Origin of the sequence: Parashewanella spongiae (genome assembly GCF_004358345.1) — a bacterium.
Lineage (GTDB): Bacteria > Pseudomonadota > Gammaproteobacteria > Enterobacterales > Shewanellaceae > Parashewanella > Parashewanella spongiae.
Window position 1 is genome coordinate 2,769,134 of record NZ_CP037952.1, and the last position, 20,204, is coordinate 2,789,337.

18 protein-coding genes are annotated in these 20,204 nt (G+C 37.2%); 8 read left to right on the plus strand and 10 right to left on the minus strand.

Annotated elements, in window-relative coordinates:
- The first annotated feature begins 330 nt into the window (after positions 1-330).
- The 6 genes from E2I05_RS10850 to E2I05_RS10875 are packed head-to-tail and all read left to right on the plus strand — an operon-like array spanning position 331 to position 8,630.
- Complete coding sequence (locus E2I05_RS10850) at positions 331-1,710, plus strand: tyrosine-type recombinase/integrase (RefSeq protein ID WP_121852525.1); 1,380 nt, start codon at positions 331-333, stop codon at positions 1,708-1,710.
- Positions 1,688-3,220 (plus strand): site-specific integrase, encoded by a 1,533-nt coding sequence (locus E2I05_RS10855; RefSeq protein ID WP_121852524.1) that lies wholly within the window; start codon positions 1,688-1,690, stop codon positions 3,218-3,220. The genes E2I05_RS10850 and E2I05_RS10855 overlap by 23 nt, the downstream gene beginning before the upstream one ends.
- Entirely contained in the window at positions 3,220-5,631 is a 2,412-nt protein-coding gene (locus tag E2I05_RS10860; RefSeq protein ID WP_121852523.1) for a hypothetical protein, read from the plus strand. Before E2I05_RS10855 ends, E2I05_RS10860 begins: the two co-directional genes overlap by 1 nt.
- Entirely contained in the window at positions 5,628-6,110 is a 483-nt protein-coding gene (locus E2I05_RS10865; protein ID WP_121852522.1) for a hypothetical protein, read from the plus strand. The genes E2I05_RS10860 and E2I05_RS10865 overlap by 4 nt, the downstream gene beginning before the upstream one ends.
- On the plus strand, positions 6,107-6,523 hold the full coding sequence (locus tag E2I05_RS10870) for a VPA1267 family protein (RefSeq protein ID WP_121852521.1): 417 nt from the start codon (positions 6,107-6,109) through the stop codon (positions 6,521-6,523). The genes E2I05_RS10865 and E2I05_RS10870 overlap by 4 nt, the downstream gene beginning before the upstream one ends.
- Complete coding sequence (locus E2I05_RS10875; RefSeq protein WP_121852520.1) at positions 6,516-8,630, plus strand: ATP-dependent DNA helicase; 2,115 nt, start codon at positions 6,516-6,518, stop codon at positions 8,628-8,630. The genes E2I05_RS10870 and E2I05_RS10875 overlap by 8 nt, the downstream gene beginning before the upstream one ends.
- Before the next feature lie 200 nt (positions 8,631-8,830).
- Here E2I05_RS10875 and E2I05_RS10880 read toward each other — a convergent pair whose 3' ends face one another.
- The 7 genes from E2I05_RS10880 to E2I05_RS10910 form a co-directional block, all read right to left on the minus strand.
- The gene (locus tag E2I05_RS10880) at positions 8,831-9,559 is read right to left on the minus strand and encodes a M48 family metallopeptidase (protein ID WP_121852542.1); all 729 of its coding nucleotides are present in this window, start codon (positions 9,557-9,559) and stop codon (positions 8,831-8,833) included.
- Between the two features lie 8 nt (positions 9,560-9,567).
- Positions 9,568-12,627, minus strand: a complete 3,060-nt coding sequence (locus tag E2I05_RS10885; RefSeq protein WP_121852519.1) for a type I restriction endonuclease subunit R — start codon at positions 12,625-12,627, stop codon at positions 9,568-9,570.
- A gap of 1 nt (position 12,628) precedes the next feature.
- Positions 12,629-12,982 (minus strand): hypothetical protein, encoded by a 354-nt coding sequence (locus E2I05_RS10890; protein WP_121852518.1) that lies wholly within the window; start codon positions 12,980-12,982, stop codon positions 12,629-12,631.
- A complete protein-coding gene (locus E2I05_RS10895; RefSeq protein ID WP_121852517.1) occupies positions 12,979-14,223 on the minus strand; it encodes a restriction endonuclease subunit S in 1,245 nt (414 codons plus the stop codon). Before E2I05_RS10895 ends, E2I05_RS10890 begins: the two co-directional genes overlap by 4 nt.
- On the minus strand, positions 14,216-15,991 hold the full coding sequence (locus E2I05_RS10900) for a type I restriction-modification system subunit M (protein ID WP_121852541.1): 1,776 nt from the start codon (positions 15,989-15,991) through the stop codon (positions 14,216-14,218). The genes E2I05_RS10895 and E2I05_RS10900 overlap by 8 nt, the downstream gene beginning before the upstream one ends.
- A 240-nt stretch (positions 15,992-16,231) precedes the next feature.
- Positions 16,232-16,606 carry an antitoxin Xre-like helix-turn-helix domain-containing protein gene (locus tag E2I05_RS10905; RefSeq protein WP_207805257.1) on the minus strand — a complete coding sequence of 125 codons (375 nt, stop codon included), beginning with the start codon at positions 16,604-16,606 and terminating at the stop codon, positions 16,232-16,234.
- A 67-nt stretch (positions 16,607-16,673) separates the two neighbouring features.
- Positions 16,674-16,901, minus strand: a complete 228-nt coding sequence (locus E2I05_RS10910) for a helix-turn-helix domain-containing protein (protein WP_121852515.1) — start codon at positions 16,899-16,901, stop codon at positions 16,674-16,676.
- A 124-nt stretch (positions 16,902-17,025) separates the two neighbouring features.
- On the opposite strand from E2I05_RS10910, the gene E2I05_RS10915 reads away from it, so the two are divergent.
- Both E2I05_RS10915 and E2I05_RS10920 read left to right on the plus strand, forming a co-directional pair.
- Positions 17,026-17,547: a hypothetical protein gene (locus E2I05_RS10915; protein ID WP_121852514.1), complete on the plus strand. Its 522-nt coding sequence runs from the start codon at positions 17,026-17,028 to the stop codon at positions 17,545-17,547.
- Between the two features lie 19 nt (positions 17,548-17,566).
- Positions 17,567-17,986 carry a DUF6957 family protein gene (locus E2I05_RS10920; RefSeq protein ID WP_121852513.1) on the plus strand — a complete coding sequence of 140 codons (420 nt, stop codon included), beginning with the start codon at positions 17,567-17,569 and terminating at the stop codon, positions 17,984-17,986.
- 262 nt (positions 17,987-18,248) lie between these two features.
- On the opposite strand, the gene E2I05_RS10925 is transcribed toward E2I05_RS10920, so the two are convergent.
- The 3 genes from E2I05_RS10925 to parS all read right to left on the minus strand — a co-directional run bounded on the left by E2I05_RS10925 (position 18,249) and on the right by parS (position 20,075).
- The gene (locus E2I05_RS10925; protein ID WP_121852511.1) at positions 18,249-18,974 is read right to left on the minus strand and encodes an endonuclease NucS domain-containing protein; all 726 of its coding nucleotides are present in this window, start codon (positions 18,972-18,974) and stop codon (positions 18,249-18,251) included.
- Positions 18,975-19,119: 145 nt separating this feature from the next.
- Complete coding sequence (locus tag E2I05_RS10930; protein WP_121852510.1) at positions 19,120-19,608, minus strand: RES family NAD+ phosphorylase; 489 nt, start codon at positions 19,606-19,608, stop codon at positions 19,120-19,122.
- Positions 19,608-20,075, minus strand: coding sequence for a type II RES/Xre toxin-antitoxin system antitoxin (parS, locus tag E2I05_RS10935; RefSeq protein WP_121852509.1), 468 nt, complete (start codon positions 20,073-20,075; stop codon positions 19,608-19,610). Before parS ends, E2I05_RS10930 begins: the two co-directional genes overlap by 1 nt.
- Positions 20,076-20,204 lie beyond the last annotated feature (129 nt).

Sequence of the window (20,204 nt, forward strand, 5' to 3'; positions counted from 1 at the left end):
AATCAGAGTTAACAAGTAAACTTTCACAACTAATTTACACCACTTTATATGCACAAATTAAATATTCATTTGTGTTCTATGTCACCCAAACACGCATTAGCTTTGAGTTCTGTTAAATGATTTTTTGATATTAAGAATATCAAGCGACTGAGATTCTTCTGATGTTTGCAATCTATTAAAAAGTATTTACTCATAATTTAATTTATCTAACCGAGAAATAATAAATACTTTTCCTTGTTTAAAGTTTGGTTGTCTGTAAATATGGGTATTATAGATAATGTTTATGCATCATTTAATACTTGGATTTAGATTATATAGGTAAATTACTACATGCTAAAGGTTTTAAAAATTGATGATAAGAGAGTTAGCCTGATTGACTCACAGACATTGCTCCCTACTTTTCTTTCTTTGACATATTGCATTCACAGTCTTCATAGGAAGTCAGTTAATTATCAACAGAAAGAATTAACTAGTATTAAATTTTTCTACGAGTACTGGTTAACCAAAGAAGGTCAATCTCTCGACTTTTCAATGATCAAAAGTAACTTTTCGGGTAAGACTTTATTATCGATGATTGAATTACTTGATGGTTTTTGGCTTTATTTGAACAACTCTAGAATTGAGCAAGCAAAAAATGTCTATAGCCTTAAAGCTTCACCTTATGACGTTCCTACTGAGGCATATAGCACTAATGCAGCGCATTATCATTCTGTCTGCCGATTTATCGAGCAGTTAATATCCAACTATATATCACCACATTACATTACTAAAGCACCTGATGAGGTTGAATTATGTAGACGAAACATTCTTGCCTTGTTAAGCCAAAAAAAGAAGCAATATTCGAGTTACTCCTCTGACAAACACAAAAACGATTATAAAAGCCTTAATGAAAATCAATTTAGAGATTTTGTTTCTGTGTTTCCTGTGCCAACAAATCCAACAAAAGATGGGTTAGGCAAAGTATCTAACTCTGTATATAGACAATACAGAGATCACATTTTACTTAGATTCTTGTCTAGTTATGGCTTGAGAATTGGAGAAGCTCTTTTATTACGTGGCTCGTCATTCAAACCAAACTTTTCTGAAACTAAATTTTTCATGATGGTTACTAACCTTGAAGACAATGTTGACCCTCGCTCAAAAAAACCATCAATTAAAACTGCTAGTAGTCACAGAGAGTTAGAGATTTCACAACAAGATTATATGATTGTTAAAGGGTTTATGTCACAAGTTAAATTAATAAGCCAACATGATTTTCTTTTCACTTCGTCAAGTACCAATGCGTCTCCTCTTTCATATCAAGGAGCCAGAAAGATAATAATAGATGCCAGTAATAGAATGAAAAAACTGTTTCCACATCATTTTGATATTACTAAGTCTGACCATTTACAAACTATTTCCCCTCATATGTTACGCCACACTTGGGCTTACTTTCAGCTTGAGCATATATTTCGCAGGTATACGGCTGATTTCATAAAGGCTGGAGCTGTAGACCCCAAAGGCATTATGAAATCAGCAATCGATCACTTAAGAAGTCTTGGGGGCTGGTCTGCAAGATCACAAATGCCTGCTTATTATGGCAAAAGGTTTATCGCTAAACGTGCAAATGAATTGAGCATGTCAAAGTTTAAAGAAGATGCCTTTAAGCATTTTAATATCGAATTACCAATTTTTTTAAGGAACATTGATGAGTCCTCAATTGATAAATAGCCAACATGAAACCAACGCAACTTTGACGCTTGAACAAATAGAATTTATTGACAAGATCAAGTTACAGGATACCGTTAAACAACAAACCTCCTCCAAGTTTGATAATGCTGAAGCTTTCACAAGTGATGAAAAATGGAATTTTAATATAGGTGGAAGAAGTGAAACTCTCACTTTTCCAAAAATAAAAAATATTATCCTGAGGAAACTTGCAAAATACTATTGCGTGTCAATGATTAATTCAGGAAAAGTTATCAGAAACACTCAGTTTGCTTTGATTGTATTTGCATTTACATTAGAAGAATTTTCCTCTGAGTGGTTTTTGAAAGAACTTGAAACTCCGTATTTACTTGATGAATCACCTGAGCGCTATTTTGCTGTAAAGAGTGTTTTTCGATTCTTGTGCCAACTAGATTGTCCTAGATTTCCAGCCAGCGCTCTTGACAAAATCCCTCACATCCCCACCCCAAACTCATCTAACAATTTCCATAAATATCAAGATATTGAAAATGCTTTCCCTTCAGCTTTAAAGGGACAAATAACCAGAGCTTTAATGGTTGCAAGCAAAAAGAGAAAAAATATCGAAAGTAATACGCTAACAAATCTGACTATTATTGGCTTGTTTTACTATGTTGGGCTTCGACCTATTCAATATGCTGGAATCACTGTAAATAACTTTAAATTGGATACTAGTGATAACGAAACAGGGCTCTATCGTTATAGCCTTGATTTGCCTTACGCGAAACAAAGTAAAATAACTACACAGACAGTTAAAATTGCATTGCCAGCAGAATTAGGTCTTCTTATTAAGGAGTATATTACACGCAATCAGCTAAAGTTGGATGATCGCTTTTGGCTAAAAAGTGCAGATATTACGAACTATATTAATTCAAGGCTTCAACATGCCTTACTTTCAATACAGCCCCAAGATGTTCAAAAAAACGTGAAATATGGTGAGTTCACTTTACCGAGGCTTACTTCTAGTTGTTTTCGTCACAACGTAGGACACTCATTAGCATTGGGAGGTGCTAGTGCTGAGGAAATTGCCCAACAGCTTGGACATACTTCATTGATAGCGGCCAGTTACTATATATCAGCCACGCCAGACTTAGCGTTATTAAAAAGTCGTGCGCTTGGTGAAAATCCCGTATGGGAAAACATGGTTAACTTAATGTTAACGGGCTATATAGTTGAATCTAGTGAATGGAATGGGCGAACTGTTACAGGAGCAATAGGAGATCAATTACACATTAAAGTGGGTGGATGTCAACGACCTGATAAGCAATGTCTTTTAGCAAAGGTACGATCTTGCTACGGTTGTTTTCATTTCAGACCTTTTAACATTTTAGATAAACATAAATCTGTCCTTGCTAGCGTTAATAAAGAATTGATTGAAACATTAGTTGTAAGTGAATCTTGCGGTAACTCCAAAAACCCAGCATTGAGTGTTCTTACTGATTTGAAAGCTGAGGTAAAAATGGTTATTAATCGATTGTCGATAGGTACACTTTAATGAAACAAAATATGCAAAACCTGAAATTATTCATCTCTGAGTATAAAGCCTATTTCGATACAGTCATTCGCCATGATGTATCATTTAATTGGGATGACGATAGTTGGAGTGCTAACACCCAAAATAAAGGTGTATTCTCAGGTGCAAAAACTGCTACTTTAAATTTCAATAAGCTAACGACCTTCAAAAAAGGAATATATTTTGAGGGCGATAATGAAGTTGATTTAACTGTAGGAGTTCATAAAGAGTTCAGGGATTTTATTAAAGCTTTCATGTGCTATTTAATAAAACTCAAGAATAGAAAAGTCTCTATGTCAGCACTGAATCGAGATTTATTACTTATAAAAAAAGTTTATATTCAACTCTTAGTTAATGGTCATATAAAGCCTGATGTTCATGTTATCAATAACGATATAATCCTTCATACCATGACGGCACACTGTACAGCCATCGCAAAAAAAACAAATGGTGTTGCTGACAGCCAGACTGCAATGCGTAGTCTTTGTAAACGTTTAACCGTTTTGGCTGTTACATTAACCCCCATATCTTTTAATGTTACGCAAAAACGTGCTTCTTCAGAAGCGACTGCAAAGGCTAAAGAAGCCGCTGAGAAATTTCACAATGCAGAATATGTCGAAGAAACTGACGAAGACGATAGCGACAAGTTGATTTCAATCCAGACATTCCTCAACATCGTTGCATTACGGAGTATGGTATCAACAGATGGCGAAAAAATATTACTTAATATGCTATTACTACTAATGGTGACTGGCTTTCGGTTCGGGGAATGCGCACGCCTTCGAACTGATTCATTAAAGAAGCTTGAGATAGATGATTCTGAAGCTATAAATATTCTAAAGGAAAAAGGACTCACACCTTATTATCTGGGCATAAAATATGTCGGTGAAAAATCTGCTGGAACAAGAACTCATTGGGTTGAACCCTTGGCAATTTCACTGGTAGAAATAATTTACGAAGATACTTTAAAACTGACAAAAAAACTTCGAACTCATATCTCAGAGTGTCGTAAACATAATTTCAATACGTTGTTGCCTATTGAGCTTCAAGCTAAGATTGAGATTCCTATTGACGACATTACAGATTATATTGTTGAATCACTTTCAGAAACTGCACAAAAAGGTGAGAGCCAAAGACGGGACTTTACGAACCGAGCATTAAAAAAAGCTAAAATAGAGCCATTACGGATAGAATTTGTTAATTCTAGGAGAAAAGTACAATACTATTCTGCTCGTGATATAGAAACATATTTACAAGAGCGTGTTTTAAAGTCGAAATCTTTGAGCAGCGATTTCATTCTGAACTTTCAGGATTCAAAAACAGGAAAAAATGTAAGAGTTTGTTATGAAGATATCCTTTTTATTGCCCCAGAAGGTTCTCTTGCACTTATAAAAACACAGGTGATAAAGCCTCTGCCAGCGTTGATATCCATACATGACATGAGTAAATTTCTTGGTGCAGCAGATGGTCAATCTGGTACTTCAATTTTTAAGAAATATGGATTGACTGATGAGAATGGTAACCACCCTTCTCTCACAACACATATGCCACGACATACTATTAACACTTTCTTAGCAATCGCTGGAATAACTGATCACATACAAGCTGCAATAATGGGGCGTGTTGATATTACACAAAACTCTGCATATCAACATCTTGCAATTCAAGAAAGAGCCATGGCGAGTGACGCTTCTTTTTCCGGAAATCAATTAGATATATTCGATAAAACAGTAACTGTGCAAGAGCCGTCTAGTTCTAACCCAATGGAGCTCATAAAGGAAACTGCTCAAATATCAATAAACCCTGACCTAAATTTAGCTAATGGTATTGCTCAAAACACACATTCATTCACTACTACTCAAGATGTAACCTCGTTAGTTTCAGATGTTTTCGAATCGAGTGGAATCGACCTAATGGCAGGTCTTGGCGTTGCCTCAGCTAATGAACAATCTAATGAATTGATTGAACGACATGCATATTTGTACTCCCTCGATTTTGGAAGTTGCATGAGAAACTTGAAAGCTTGGTCATGCCCATATTCAATGCGGTGTCAGGATGGTTCACCATGTCCATATTTTACCGTCATAGGGAGAGCTGACGATCAAATAAAACTTGAAAGTAAACGTGAATCGCTTCGAAATCAACTTCGAGAAATAGAGCTACTTTTCAGTAATGGCGACTTATCACTTGAGGAGTATCAAGAGCTTTCAGTTGATTTCAAAAGAAGACGAGAGTCACTAATGGAAATTAATGTCAATTCAAATAAAATTGAGGCAACGAAGCAAAAAATAAATCTTATTGAATTCGATCATCATAAAAAACCAAAATCGCTAGCTACCATTTTCGCCATTGAACACAGAAAAAAAGAACATTTAGAGAAAGCCAAATCATGAAAAAATTAGTCGGTCAGCAATTAAATGATGCCATTGAAAAAGAACTTAGAGCTATGGTGCGTGAAGGTTTTGATGTATCCCCTATTTCAAATAAGAATTTATATAATCGGCTCAAATCAAAGGGAATCATATCTGGTGCTATCAGTACATTAACTTCAAGAAAAAGTCTTATTGAACACTATAAGAAAACTCAATTAGATGAAGTGGGTGGAACTTTAGGTGATAGCCTTCGAAATGGTTCAACTCAAAGCCGTGCAGAATTAATCAAGGCTAATGCAACCCTCAGAGAGCAGGTAGAAGAATCAAAAGAACAATTAAAGCAAAATGTTGATACGGTTATTAAAATCATAACCGAAATTAAAGCTACAGGTATTCATCGAAATGTTGAGCGTACTCTTTCTCCTTTTTTTCTTCGTGAGCTTGAACGAAAAAAACTAAACAACATCCATGAAGAGGATGAAGAGGATGAAGAATTGTGAGTCAACAGAATAATATCGATAAGTTTTTAGCTTGGAAAGCTTCAATAAGCAAAGAAGACCTTACCCAAATGGTTTATAGGGGAAGGCTTAATCGTTCCATTATATGCAAAGAGGCTGGCATCGGAAGAACAGCCTTTAAAACCAACTCCCAACTAATACAGTTAATAGACGAATTCGAAGATTATCTGAGCCACCAAGGAGTATTAGGAAATAAAACGAAATCCCCAAAAGGTTCAGTAGCTGATGTTGATAGAAATATTTTTCCAATCAGAGATCTAAGTGCCGCTAAAATAGCGCAATTAGAGAGGGTGAATGGAAAGTTGACCCAGCAAGTTTTGGAGTTAAAAGCAGAACTATCTAAACTTCAGGAGTTAAAAGAAGTAGTGTCTGAAATGGGGTTACTGAGTGATTAACACAACTTCAAATATTAGAATAAAAGTTACTAGCGTTGTTAAGTCAGATGGCACAACTACTCACCTAAATGGCATGATTGTTAGTAAAGGCATTCATTTTACAAATACATCAGCTCGTTCTTATGTAACAGTAATTCTTCCGTCTTTCAGTTGTAATGCTATCCCGGCAAAAGGGCAAATATGGGAAGTTATAGGCTCACCTAAACTTGTTCAACAAGAAACTGGCAAGTATTCTGTAACCAATATACGCTTTACTCCACCCGACTCAGCAAAAATGGTAATGCCTGAGACTGCCGAAGAATTTAAAGACTTTATTATCAAAGAGCCAAAATTTGAAGGCATTGGAATTGTGGCCGCAGGCAAATTGTTCAATGAATTTGGTCTTGAACTGCTAAAGATGTTGGAGCTAGGCGACTTATCAAAAGTAGAGTCGCATCCAGACTTTCGAAAGTTTGCTGTTCCTCTAAAGAATGGTTACCGACAATTTGAAAATCTGAAATATGCAGCTTATTTTGCTGAGTTAAAAGTTCCTCCTTCAACACAGCAAAAACTATTTAAATTCCATAATGTTGATACCGTTGCGCAAATTAATAATAATCCCTACATTCTTCAAATATTTGGTATGGGATTTAATGCAGTTGATGAAATCGCCAAGCGTTGTTTTAATGTTTTAGATGATGACGTAAGACGTCTAAGTGCCATTGTAGAAAATGTTCTTAATGAACATTGTTCACATGGTCATACATATGCAAACTTGAATGTGTTATATAACAAACTCAGATCTCAAATTGGTAATCACTCATTAGTCATTGATGCGCTGATCAAAACAAAAAAGAATCTTGGCTTTTTCTACAACAAGCAATCAAAATCCGTACACCCTACTCCACTTTTCATTATGGAAAGTACAATAGCTAAACGTATCAATAATTTGTTGAGATTTGATCGTTCGGATAACGATGAAACCAGATGCGCTATAGACCATTCGTTACAACAAAATCCTTTCAAGTTAGCACCAAAGCAAATTGAAGGTGTTTATAATGCTGTTTTAAATAATATCAGTGTCATAGTAGGCGGAGCAGGAACAGGTAAAACCACAGTATTAAAAACGATAACAAGAACCTATTTTTCTTTAGGGTACAATATATATTCAATGGCTGTATCAGGTAGAGCGGCAAAACGTTTACGGGAGTCGATTGGATTTAACACCATGACTATTTATAAGTTCCTTTCTAATAATAATCTTGATAGTTCCCAGCCAAATATTATTGTTATCGATGAATCATCAATGCTTGATATACTATCCTTATTCTCAATTATCACTTCAGTCCCAGCCAACACCAAATTTTTATTTGTTGGTGACTCTGCTCAATTACCGCCTATCGGTAAAGGTTTAGTTTTGTCTGAATTGGTTGATTGTGGAGCTGTTCCTGTAACTGAACTTGACATAGTTCAAAGGCAGGATGAAACCACAGGTATTCCCGCATATACCAAATCCATAAGAGAGCAAGCGATCCCCGTTAGCTTGTCTTACAAAGACATACAGTTTGTCGAAATAGACACCCGATCTATTGCAGACAGATGCTTAGAATCCTTTAGTGAAGGAACACAAGTTCTTTGCGCTACAAGGAAGATGGCACACAGAATTAATCAAATATGCCAAGCAAAACTGAACAATTCAGAAGAAATAATCGTATCTGGGGAACGAACTGGTATCAGGGTTAATGACCCAATAATATTCACAAAAAACGATTATAACCTTGATGTTCAAAATGGAACACTCGGTTTTGTTTTGTCTCAAGACTCGAATGCTATTCAAATAAAAGTTGATGACGGACGGGTTATTCAAATTCCAGCAGCTGATGACATTATGCTTTCCTATGCAATAACACTCCATAAAGCTCAAGGCAGCCAGTTTGACACTGCAATTATTGCACTCGAAAACAGCCGATTAGTCGATAATTCATGGATATATACAGCTATTACCAGAGCTGTTAAACAAGTAAAAATCTACGGCATCAAACAGAAGTTTATTTCGGCTATTCAAACTAATTCAGCAATTCATAAGCGAGATGTATTTTTAGCTGACCTAATTAGAGAAAAAGCGTAAGCTCAGAAAAATGGTGTGTGAAGTGTAAAAATTAGTGGAACAACGACTACACTTCAATTCTGAAAGTTGCCGTATTTTAGTAGTGACTGCCTTGCCGTAAAACTTAAAGTTAATACGAAACTAATTCTAACGCTATTAAATCTCCCTCGCTTTTTCTGATTTATATTCTTAAGATTTTAAGTGATAGGAATACAAATTAACTAAACTCCTAACCCTTCCCCATGCTGTTTTAACCAATCCTTACACTCAGCATAATCAGGCATAATCCTTTCAACTTCACTCCAAAACTTTGGTGAATGATCATGATGAATCAGGTGGCAAAGTTCATGCACTACCACGTAATCGACAATGCGATTGGGAGCCATAACGATTTTCCAATTAATGGTAATATCCCCTTCAGCACTACAGCTCCCCCAGCGGTTTCTGTAGGTTTTTATCCCGACTGAAGCGTACTCAACCTCTATTATTTTGGCGTAGCGTTTTACTTTTTGTTTTAGCTTTATGTTGGCACTTTTTTTATACCAACTCTGAAGCGAATCTTGAATTAACTCAGGGTTCTCGCTACCACCTTGCAAGGTAATAACAAAGCGACCTTGGTTAAGCTTTGCAGGTTGATAATTACCCTGATGCACTTTTAAACGATAGTTACGCCCTAAATATGAAAAGCTTTCACCCGACACAAACTGTTTACTGCTCTTAGGCTGAGCTTCACGATGCAAAGCTAACTTCTCTTTAATCCAGCGGTTTTTATCTTTCAATAACTTGCTGATGCGCTCATTTTCAAGCAACAGAGGCACAACGACACACACATGACCTTCTTCAACCGTTATGGTGGCTGACTTAATGCGTTTGGTTCGCTTTATTTCAGCAACAAAGCCATTACCGTCAATGTACTCTGTTGCTTCTGTAGTAGTTGATAGTGTCGTCATGTTCAGCATTATCGCTTATTAAACTTCGTTTTGCCCAATTCCATAAAACGCTCTTGCACGATTTTAACTAAACTTGGCTCACCAAAAGAGGTTTCAATGATCGCTCGTTTAATGGCTTTTTTCATGCGCTTTACTTCATCTTGTTTGTTAAAAAAATCGACTATCTCTGTCGCTTCATCAAAGGCGCTAACCAAGATTTGAGTGGTGTTTTTTATTTCTTCAAAAACCTCAGCGTCAACCACATCAGTACCTTGAGCACTGGTGACTTCAGCCATTAAAATATTATAAAACGCATATTCAGTGTCAGACAAACCCACATCTTGTGCGGCTTTTTGATGTTCAACTTCAATGTTATCAACCATCACAAGCAACAATTCTAATTGACGTTCCCAGTGTCCTGCATTTTTAACAATAATATCCCTGAGTCTTAAACTCAGCGATTTATAGTATTCAGGATCTTCCTCAAGGTTCACAGTAATATGGTGCTTAATGGCACTTTCAACTTCAGAGGCTTTAGACTCAGTTGATTTAACCTCTTTAAGCATCTCTTTAAAGTTGGCAGCTAATAAATCAATAGGCGGTATCTTCGGGTCAACGCCCGTACTGATTATGTGTTCATCAACCAGTTGCCTTACCTTTTCGCCAACGCCCGATAAATCGAGTCCTTCTTCACGGTAACGCACTCTGGCAGCGTTTAGCACTTTGCCTAAAAAGGTTAAATCCTTAATAAATGGCGATGCCGCTTTGTCAGGTAAAATCACATTCATTTGTTTCGCAAAGCGTTTAAAGGCGATTTCAAACTGCGCTCTAACATCTTCGTTTTTCAATGCCAGCACGTAATCATCAACATTATCACTGGGTTTGCCATTGTGAAGCACATCTTTAAAAAAGCCCATTGCAACTGTATGAGCCGCTTTCAGCTTGGGGATCTCATCTTTGAGTGATTGATAAGTGCCATCAACATCGTCACTGGTGAATAACTCCAGTGCATCAGTTAAATGCTTTGACAGACCATAATAATCGACAACAAAACCACAGGTTTTGCCTTTGTATGTACGGTTAACTCGTGCGATAGCTTGCATTAACGTATGGTCTTGCAGCTTGCGGTCGATATACATCACTTGTGCAATAGGTGCATCAAAACCTGTTAGCAGCATGTCTTTAACGATTAAGAATGAAGTCGAATCTTCGCTTAGCGGTTTAGTAAAACCAGCAATGGCTTTTTTGTGTTTGGCTTTGTCGGTGTACTGCGCCAAATACGCTTCATCATTATGATCACCTGAGATAATTACCTCTGACGGTGGCGCACCTAATTCATCCAGTGTTTTTTTATAAAGTGCAGCAGCGTGGCGACTACCTGTCACTATCATGGCTTTAAAGCCATCGGGTTGAATATGCTCACGGTAATGCTTGAGCAAATCAATGCACACCCAACGAATACGGGCTGGCGCTTCACGTACAGCACGTTCAACACCATACTTTTTCTTGATTTCACGCTGTTCTTCTTTGCTGTAATCGGCAAAGTATTCTTCAAACAACTTATCAAGTGATTTACTGGACACATCGGTAATGACTTCTCGACCTTCATATAAAATACGAACCGTTGCACCGTCATCAACAGCTTCATTAATTTTATATTGGTCAATGTAACCACCAAACGCATTGCCCATTTTTTGAGTTTTTAACAGTGGCGTACCTGTAAAACCGATTTTAGGCGCATTAGGCAATGCGGCATTAATCACCATTGCTAAGCCGCCAAACTGGGTTCGGTGGGCTTCATCAGCCAGCACAATGATTTTGTCGCTTGTGTTTAAATCGGTAAAAGCGTTATCAACATCACCATTGATAAGAGAGGTTGCCGCTTCTTTTTCAGCATCTTGGAATTTTTGCACCATTGCCGTAACTAAGTCAGACGAATCTTTTTTAAGTAACTCTCGTAGCTTAGCGACTGAGGTAGCGTTATAGACGGTTTCGCCTTGAGTATCACGAAAGGTGCTTGATAGCTGTTCATCAAGTTGAGTACGATCAGTAATAAACACTAATTTGTACTGTTGAAGAATCGGATCTCTTCGCATTTTAACCGCAAGCATCACCATTGTGAGTGACTTACCTGAACCCTGCGTATGCCACACCACACCACTCTTTTGTTTACGAGAGGTATCTTTGCGGTTTTCGCCTCCTTTCAAGCGTTCAATAACTTTATTTACGGCTCTGAACTGCTGGTAACGGGCAACCTTTTTAATTAACTTACCTTCGACTTTTTCGAAAATAATAAAGTTTTGCAGTAAATCTAAAAAGGCGCTTTTGCTGAACATTCCTGCTAGTAGACGTTGTTGGGCTATTGTGTTCTCACCATTAAGCTCAATATCTGTAAAGGGATATGCATCTTTCCAGTCACCATAATGCTGAGAGCTTGAGCTAATCGTGCCGACTTTAGCTTGGTCTCGACAGGTTGACACCATAAGCTGGTTATACCAAAACAGCTTTTCAGCGCCTTCAGCCTCGTGAGGGTGGCGTAAGTTTGCATAGCGTCTTAGTTGATTAATGCCCTCAGCCATAGGGCTAGTAATGTAAGGCGATTTACACTCAATAACCGCCAGCGGCAAGCCATTCACAAAACAAATAATATCAGGGATGATATTTTGATTCGCTCCTTCAACCTTAAACTGGTTGCTGCAAATGAACTCATTATTATCAAGATTATCAAAATCGATAATCTTAACGGTTTGCCCTTTGCGTCCCCTGCCTAAGTCTTGCTCGACGGATTGATAACACACTAAAGTTTGATATATGGCGTGGTTATATTCCATTAACCCTGCAAAATTAGGATGAGTAATTTCACGAGAAACTTTATTTAAGTTTTCATCGCTTATCCAAGGGTTAATCCGCTTTATCGCAGCGTTTAATTGCTCAATCAATACTACGTCACGCATATAAGCTCTGGCACTCAAGCCGTCAGCATTTAAAGCATCTGGCGTGAGATCAGCTCCGTGAATATAGTTCCAGCCGAGTTGTTGTAGTTGTTCAATGGCTGGCAGTTCTACCTTGTTTAACTCATCCTGATTCATACTAATCCTTAGTTGGTTTTTTCCATTGCTGCATTTTTTCGATATATGGTAACCAATGTTCTCTACTGGCAGATAATTCCAACGTATGTGCTATAGATGCTTTTGTTAGCTCACTTGTACAATTATCCGCCTGCGTATCAGCATATGTATGAAGTATTCCAAGGAAGTGAAAAAAAGATTTATTAGACACCTCTGTAAAATACTGACTATGAACATAATCAAAATATGAAGACTTTGAATTATGCTCAAACATTTTTTTATGGAGGTTTTCTAAAAACGAATCTACAACTTCCGATACATCTTCATGATCTTTACCTGTATCAGCGACAACTTTCTCAATGATGGTTTTGGTCATGAGCTTTGAACTCTAACTTTGCCAGTGAGCAGGTCTTGCATTAGGGCTTTTTTAGTATCAATACTCTTCGACAATTTTCGTTCCTTAATAATTAGGCAATCATCAATGCTATTTAATGACGCTACAATTTGGTTCTGTTCTCCTAGAGGTGGAAGTTTGATTAATATTTTTTCGCAATCAGGAACTCTCATATGTGCAACTGTACTGCCACCACTAAAATCCTCTAATTGCTGTTTTCCGTAATCACTCATTATTGAGTACATCAAAAATTGTGAGGATGTTAATCTTTCATCTGCTCGGTACATCATTGTACGTTGACCAAGAAAAACACCTCGTGAGTCATTTAAAATTCCACACTCGCCAACTGGTGCTTCTCTAGTGAAAATAAGATCTCCATCTTCAGGTAAAAGCCTTCTAGTCCACGCTTCAAATGTCTCTTTTGTGACATAACGAACATTTTCGGTATCAACACGACCATGCCTAACATTTGTGGTTCGAATCATCTTATAAGGTGTTTTGTGATCAACAACTTGAGCTGTTTTATTTACACAGTCAACAACATGAATACATAGTTTAGATATTTGAACAACCTCCCACTCAACAGGGATTCTGCCGACTGGTGAATCTTTGAATTCAGTGTGTCCGATGCCGTTGGTGAGCAGTTCTTGCATCATGCCTGTTTTCAGGTCTTTTAACTTATTGATTTGCGCTTGTGTTTTTTCAATCACTTCATCAACAGAGGTAAGGATCTTGGCGATTTTTTGTTGTTCGGGGAGTGGTGGAACTAAGACTTGAATACTATCCATTTGTGATTGATTCACTGATGGCACAGCTCCACTCTGAACTATATCACCTAAGTCAATATCTTGAAGTAAATAATATAGAAACAAACCATTATCAATATAAGGGGTTGCTGCCATCATATTATTATCAATTGCGGTATCGCGAATTAAAATTCTTCTTCTGTTTAAAAGTAGTGCAGCACCTACTTTTGCGAACACTACAGATTTAGATGGGAATAGTTTAGTCTTTCCTTCTAACCTAGTTTTTTCATCAATCCAATTATTAGATTTAGTTATAAACCTTTCGTTACCAGCAATATTCATATCGCTAACTTTTATAAATGGATAATCACCAACATTACAACCTTGATATTTCTCATTAAAGGCGCTTCCACCTGCAAATTTACAAAGTTCGCTTAAATAAGAAAAAGACCAGCCATCAGGAACTAAATCACTCATAACCCAATTCCTTCAAATAGCCATGCATTTCTGTTTCTGCTGCTGCCACTTGTTCATCAAGTTCATGCAACGAGACCTTGTACTTGTCCCACCAACGTTCTAACTGAGTGATAACGGCTGCGTTAACATCTGGCACACTCTTATCGACAACAATGCGAATGTCTTCTTTTGAAGTGATTTCAGCTTTAAAGTCGTAATACTCTGGATTCCCGCCTTCGCGGGAATGACGAAGGGGGGAGTTTGAGTTATGACGAGGAGTGAACACCGTCAGCACATCAAAACCTGCCAGAATTTCCTCTTGCATGTATTCGCTTTGCACTTCACGTACTGGAATGCCGCCATGCAATATGGCTCGTACATCATAAATCTCTGGCGGTGGTGAGGTGTCTGCGTAGCGCCTGATGTTAAGGTTAAAGTCGTTTTCTTTAATCTCGCTAATGTCTACCACTTTGGCGTAACGTTTTATGTCTTGGTAGGTATCAAAGGTAGTGATGATTTTTTCAATGTCTTGTTCACGCAGTTTGTTCTGGTTTTTGCCTTCTTCATACTCAAGTTCAGAGTTAATAAACAAGACCTTGTTTTTACGTGCTGCCGCTTTGTTCTTATTGATGATAAGCAAACAAGCTGGAATGCCTGTGCCATAAAACAAACCTGATGGTAAACCGACTACGGCTTCTAATAAGTCGTCTTCTAAAATACCTTGGCGAATTGCTTTTTCACTCGAACCACGGAACAACACACCATGTGGCATTACGATGCCAGCTATACCTTCGTCATTAATCGAGGCTATCATGTGTTGCACAAAGGCTAAGTCACCTGCATCTTTCGGTGGTGTGCCGTAAGGGAATCGCCCGAAGCCATCGTTATCGCATTCATCTTTGCCCCATTTTTTTAAGCTAAAAGGTGGGTTGGCGATAACACGGTCAAAGCTCATTAACTGCCCATGCTCTGTGTGTTGCGGATCACGCAGGGTGTCACCTTTACGAATGTCGGCACTGAATACGCTATGCAAAAACATATTCATTTTACAAATCGCCCACGTATTTAGATTCATCTCTTGCCCTGCGAGTGACAAGTTGGCTGCATTTTCGCCATTAGCTGCAAGGTAGTTACGGGTTTGCACCAACATTCCGCCTGAACCAGCGGTTGGGTCGTAGATACGCATACCCGCATGAGGTTTTAGCAGTGCCACCAATAATTGCACCACTTCACTTGGGGTAAAGAATTCACCGCCTTTTTTACCTGCTGAGTCGGCAAACATTTTTATTAGATACTCGTAAGCTGTGCCGAGTAAATCAGGTTGTTCAAAGTCGCAATTACGTAAGCGATATTTATTAAAGTGTGACAGTAAATCACGCAGCTTTTTATCGGATAATTTGTTTTTGATATTGAAATCAATACTCACCAATACGCCTTCAAGTGAGCTGTTGTGTTCTTCAATCGCTTCAGTGGCTTTGTTTAGCTCAGCACCAATGTCATGCTTTAAGTCTTTAAGTACATTCCAACGAGCGTTTTCAGGAATAAAAAAGGTGCTGTCGTATTCGTCTTCATCTTGTGCGAGTTCTTCAGCTTGTTGTTGGCTTTTGCCTGTTGTTAAGTAATGAGCAACAACGGCTTCTTTTGCTTCATCAAATGAGTCAGAAAGACGTTTTAAGAACATCATCCCGAAGATGTAGTCTTTAAATTCAGAGGCATCCATATTGCCACGTAAAATATCGGCAGTTTCCCAAAGGAAAGATTCTAATTGCTGGAGAGTAATTTGGGTCATAATTGATGCGTTTTTCTTGTGATGATTAAGCTTGCTTGCTACCACATCAGGCAGCATCAGATAAGCTAAATGCTTTTATTGTTGGGAGGTAATTTAACAAGTTGAGACTGGTTAGGCTATGTATTTTCTTAATTTTATTGAGCAGGAAAATGTTGAGAGGATATAAGAGTTTGTTCGAGTATTTTCGCTTAAAATAAACGACTAAATTATAAGCTGCCATTTAATTAAATAAGGCTACTTTTATACCACAAAAAACTTATTTATTTGATTTGCAGTATTTGCTAGATCTTCTATTTCCCCCGAATCAATAACATCTAAGGGCGCACGACCTTCAAAGAACTCATTGTCATTTATCATGCGCATAAAATCAGTAGTATTTGTAGGATTATTAAATAATGAACGCAGTACTGAATGCATATTAAGCAGATAACTAATACGAGTAAATTGCTCATTGGTAAGTTCTGCTTTCTCTGGATTTGCCTTAAATATTAGAAATGAAGTATCGTCCAAAGATAGTATTTTCTGGATTTGTTGATCATTGCACTCCCATGATTTTAAAATCTTAAAAGCAGCTTTGAATCCAGTGATAGATCTACTATTTGGGACATTACTCAAAATAAAAAAACTTTTGTGTTGATATACTTAATTTCATTTTGTTACCACATCCTAACTTAGTGTATTTTTAATCTTCACTGTAGTTGATTGATGGCAGCAGGTCTACAGGCTGACACTTCAACGCTTTTGCTATTTCATAAAGTTTGTCAAGGCTGATGTTTACTTCCCCTCTGTCAATACGACCAATATAACTTCTATCAATGTCTGTAAGTTTAGATAATTTATCCTGAGAAATGTTTTGTTGTTTTCTCAAAGCTCTTACGTTTTCAGCAAATACTTGTTTTGGTTCACTCACTGGATACCCCTTTAATCCAAATGAGCAACTATTCCATATTGCGAATTTTTATATAACGGATTATAATCCCACGGACTATAATCCGTTATCGGTTTTTATATACTTTATTCATAAGGAATTGAATATGATAATAAGTAACCTTATATTACAGGTTCTCTCAAAACCAACGTTTGATCACTTCTCTGTAATTGAGTTACACGAACACCTGTCGAACTCAATTGATGACGATATTGATTCTGATGAGGTAACTAAATTAGTCGAGAGAGAAGTCGAAAAACTTGTCCATTTAGATTGGATAAAACAAACTTTACAAGAAGCTACTGAATTTCATATATACCATAAAACCAGTAAGTTTGATGCTGATATCCTGCTGTCAGCACAGACTTCAGTTGGTTTGAGATGTCGTAATTCTACTTCGACTAAAAAAGATTTTTGCGGAAGCCTTACTGATAGATTAAAAATGTACACAGATGAGCTATTACTTGGTGTTGGTCAAATAGAAGAGTACGAGCGTATTGAAGCACAGCATCCTGAACTGCATGATAGACTAAAGCCTAAATACAAAAAAATAATAGACAGCAACAATAAGTTACTGGGGAATATTGTAGCTGTTGAGTACCTTCTTGAATGTGAACAAACTAACTAACTTTTTGTGAGTCGTATTTATGCGCCAAATACCTAAATCTGAAATTGAAACATTGACAGAAGCATTTGCTAAAGATGGATCACACTTTGATGCTGGCTGTGATGAGAGTGATGTCGAAAAATACCGAGCTAAATGTCATGAACTCATGCCGTCCAAACATGTTTGTATAGTGAAAAACTGGACGTGGTGGGATATCGAAACTTCAGAACAAGACCAAAATCATTTTAACTCTAATAGTCTTTACCCTGCATTAATAAAAGCTGATTGCGTTATCGAAGATGAAGCATGCCGATTTGCTAATGGCGATTGGGTGAGAACATCGTATCTCGTAAACTTTTCGGACAATTGTATTTTTGAAACTAATAATACGGTTTATCTGTTGGTAGGCAGTGGTAACAGGAAGACCGTTGAATTAGATGCTGCAATGTCATTTTTCTAATATTGTAAAAACATATTTGCGCAGAGGCTGGTTTGATTTGAATTTATATAAAGTCGTTGTAATGTATTTTATGTCTAAGATAATCAATCTCTTGATATCTGTACTTCCCGTCTACTTAATGTGGAACTGGGTTGTTCCTGATATCTTCTCGCTACCGAGTATTGGCTTTTTTCAAGCCGCTGGGTTGATACTTTTGGTTCAGTTTCTAACGCCTACAGGATTGATTAAACTTGGTGAGTAGTATTTTCGACAATTTAAAACCCTACTCTTCAAAAAAACTGAAGGAAAACTGATATGTCATTAAAGTCAACGAAGGTATAACTCTTGCTGCCGCTTTAGCTTTCTTATCAAACTTTGATGCTATGAGAATACCCCGGACATCATCACGCTCCTCTTCATCCATAACACTTCCAATGTAACTCAATACTTGTGCCACAGCACGTTGACCAGCGACACCTGTTTTCAACTCTATGATAACTGGAACGTCATCAAGATCTTTAGCTGTAATGTCTATATAACCAGATTCCACAGCCCGTTCCCTTCCACCATCAGTAATAATTAGACCTTCCTCAACTTGAGATATATTTTGTCTAATTGCCGCCTGCATATCTTTTTCTAAACCTATTGTCTGTGTCGATACTGATTCTGGCTCTGTTTTTATTTTTTCATCTTCTGTAAATGAAACCAATGATTCAGGCTCATCTATTACAAACCTTTTATAGCGTCGCACGGCATCCCTATAAGAAGACAAGTTATTATAAGCATTCCCCGAAAATGGGATTTTAGTTTCATTTGGTCTGTTATTTCTTCGATCTTGAGTAGTATATGTTAGTTCTGAGAGAAGGCTATTAAGCTGATCTTTATTGTATAATTCATCTAAATCACCATAACAATCTTCGACTCTTCCAGCTCTATGCATTTGAGCCGCTATCGTTCCACCTTGATAATTCTGTGCAACCAGCCAGTTTTTGTACTTTTCAATCTGCATTGTGTCTCCATATGTATTTTTAAGACTGGATTGCATTAGTATTTATGATAAACACTAAAACCATCTTTTCAATAAGGTAGTGATTTAATTATTGAATTTATCAAAATTATAAGCAAGAGAAGTTACCAACATATACAGAAATACATTAAATAAGTCCTTTTAATATTCTTTCGTCAAATTGAAAATCGATGCGCTTTGCATTTCCCAAATGCCTTTGTACTTCCTTGTGATCAATTTTTAACAAAAAATTCTGATCTCGTGGTGAAATTGTGGATTTAACTTCGAGTGCAATCACCCCATTATCCGTTTCAGTTAAAAACTGATCGCCAATTTGTTGAGTCGCTGCATTCACAGTGAGACTACGCCAATCATCGGGGTAATCTTCATCTGCAAGCGTCATGATTAAATTTGTGGGAATGTGTACCTCGTATAATTCGTACTGATTCCTTATACTTAAACAACCCTCTGTGTGAGCCAACACATCAAGAATGGCTAATGACTCTGAAGATGAAAGATAAAGGGCTGGAATACATTGTGAGTTCCAGCGTCCTCCAAATTTTTCAGCTCCAATTACGCTGAATGGAGTTTTGCTAAATTGTTTGTTCGTAAGTCTATAAAGTTTAGTAAGGGGCATTATGTAACCACTCCGTGTTGTAGCCTTCCAATTAAATCTTTAACAGATTGAAAGTCTATGCTTGTGTTGATCATATCGATCGGTTTTTTGTAATCTAAGCCTCTTATTTCGCTTCTGATCCACTGCATAGCTTTCTCTTCGGTGGCGAATAGCTCAATAGATAGCTCTACAATTTTTGCAAAGCGATAAATCACATCGCTCTCTTGTGTGCTAAATCTTTCTTTATTCTTTAATCTCCTCTTTAGTGTGCTCATAGGGATATGAGTAATGGATTGAAATTCCAACTGTGACATTTTTGTTTTTTTCAACAAATTCTCACAGACATAAAATTGATAACCTTTTGTGATGGCGGCTGATTGCGTCTTTGTTTGTTCATCAAGTACGCCCATCGCTTGCCAATAATCGAGTTCTTTGAAAACGGGAGGTCTTGGTTTAAAACTTCTTGTTTGCTTAATAGGTTTTTCCATTTGATAAATCCTCATTAGTTTTATCTTTTCATTGGTTTTTTAACCCAATAATTTTGTATTAACATTCCTTTTTTTGATACTAAATCTTGACTCTGATTTGTTTCGACCATTTAGTATACCTATTGTAGG

Excerpts from the sequence above, each read along its gene's own strand:
- E2I05_RS10855 (WP_121852524.1), top strand. The coding sequence starts at position 1,688 with ATGAGTCCTCAATTGATAAATAGCCAACATGAAACCAACGCAACTTTG.
- E2I05_RS10885 (WP_121852519.1), bottom strand. The coding sequence starts at position 12,627 with ATGAATCAGGATGAGTTAAACAAGGTAGAACTGCCAGCCATTGAACAA.
- E2I05_RS10925 (WP_121852511.1), bottom strand. The coding sequence starts at position 18,974 with ATGCAGATTGAAAAGTACAAAAACTGGCTGGTTGCACAGAATTATCAA.
- E2I05_RS10880 (WP_121852542.1), bottom strand. The coding sequence starts at position 9,559 with ATGACGACACTATCAACTACTACAGAAGCAACAGAGTACATTGACGGT.
- parS (WP_121852509.1), bottom strand. The coding sequence starts at position 20,075 with ATGGAAAAACCTATTAAGCAAACAAGAAGTTTTAAACCAAGACCTCCC.
- E2I05_RS10920 (WP_121852513.1), top strand. The coding sequence starts at position 17,567 with ATGCGCCAAATACCTAAATCTGAAATTGAAACATTGACAGAAGCATTT.
- E2I05_RS10915 (WP_121852514.1), top strand. The coding sequence starts at position 17,026 with ATGATAATAAGTAACCTTATATTACAGGTTCTCTCAAAACCAACGTTT.
- E2I05_RS10890 (WP_121852518.1), bottom strand. The coding sequence starts at position 12,982 with ATGACCAAAACCATCATTGAGAAAGTTGTCGCTGATACAGGTAAAGAT.
- E2I05_RS10860 (WP_121852523.1), top strand. The coding sequence starts at position 3,220 with ATGAAACAAAATATGCAAAACCTGAAATTATTCATCTCTGAGTATAAA.
- E2I05_RS10895 (WP_121852517.1), bottom strand. The coding sequence starts at position 14,223 with ATGAGTGATTTAGTTCCTGATGGCTGGTCTTTTTCTTATTTAAGCGAA.
- E2I05_RS10900 (WP_121852541.1), bottom strand. The coding sequence starts at position 15,991 with ATGACCCAAATTACTCTCCAGCAATTAGAATCTTTCCTTTGGGAAACT.
- E2I05_RS10930 (WP_121852510.1), bottom strand. The coding sequence starts at position 19,608 with ATGCCCCTTACTAAACTTTATAGACTTACGAACAAACAATTTAGCAAA.
- E2I05_RS10865 (WP_121852522.1), top strand. The coding sequence starts at position 5,628 with ATGAAAAAATTAGTCGGTCAGCAATTAAATGATGCCATTGAAAAAGAA.
- E2I05_RS10850 (WP_121852525.1), top strand. The coding sequence starts at position 331 with ATGCTAAAGGTTTTAAAAATTGATGATAAGAGAGTTAGCCTGATTGAC.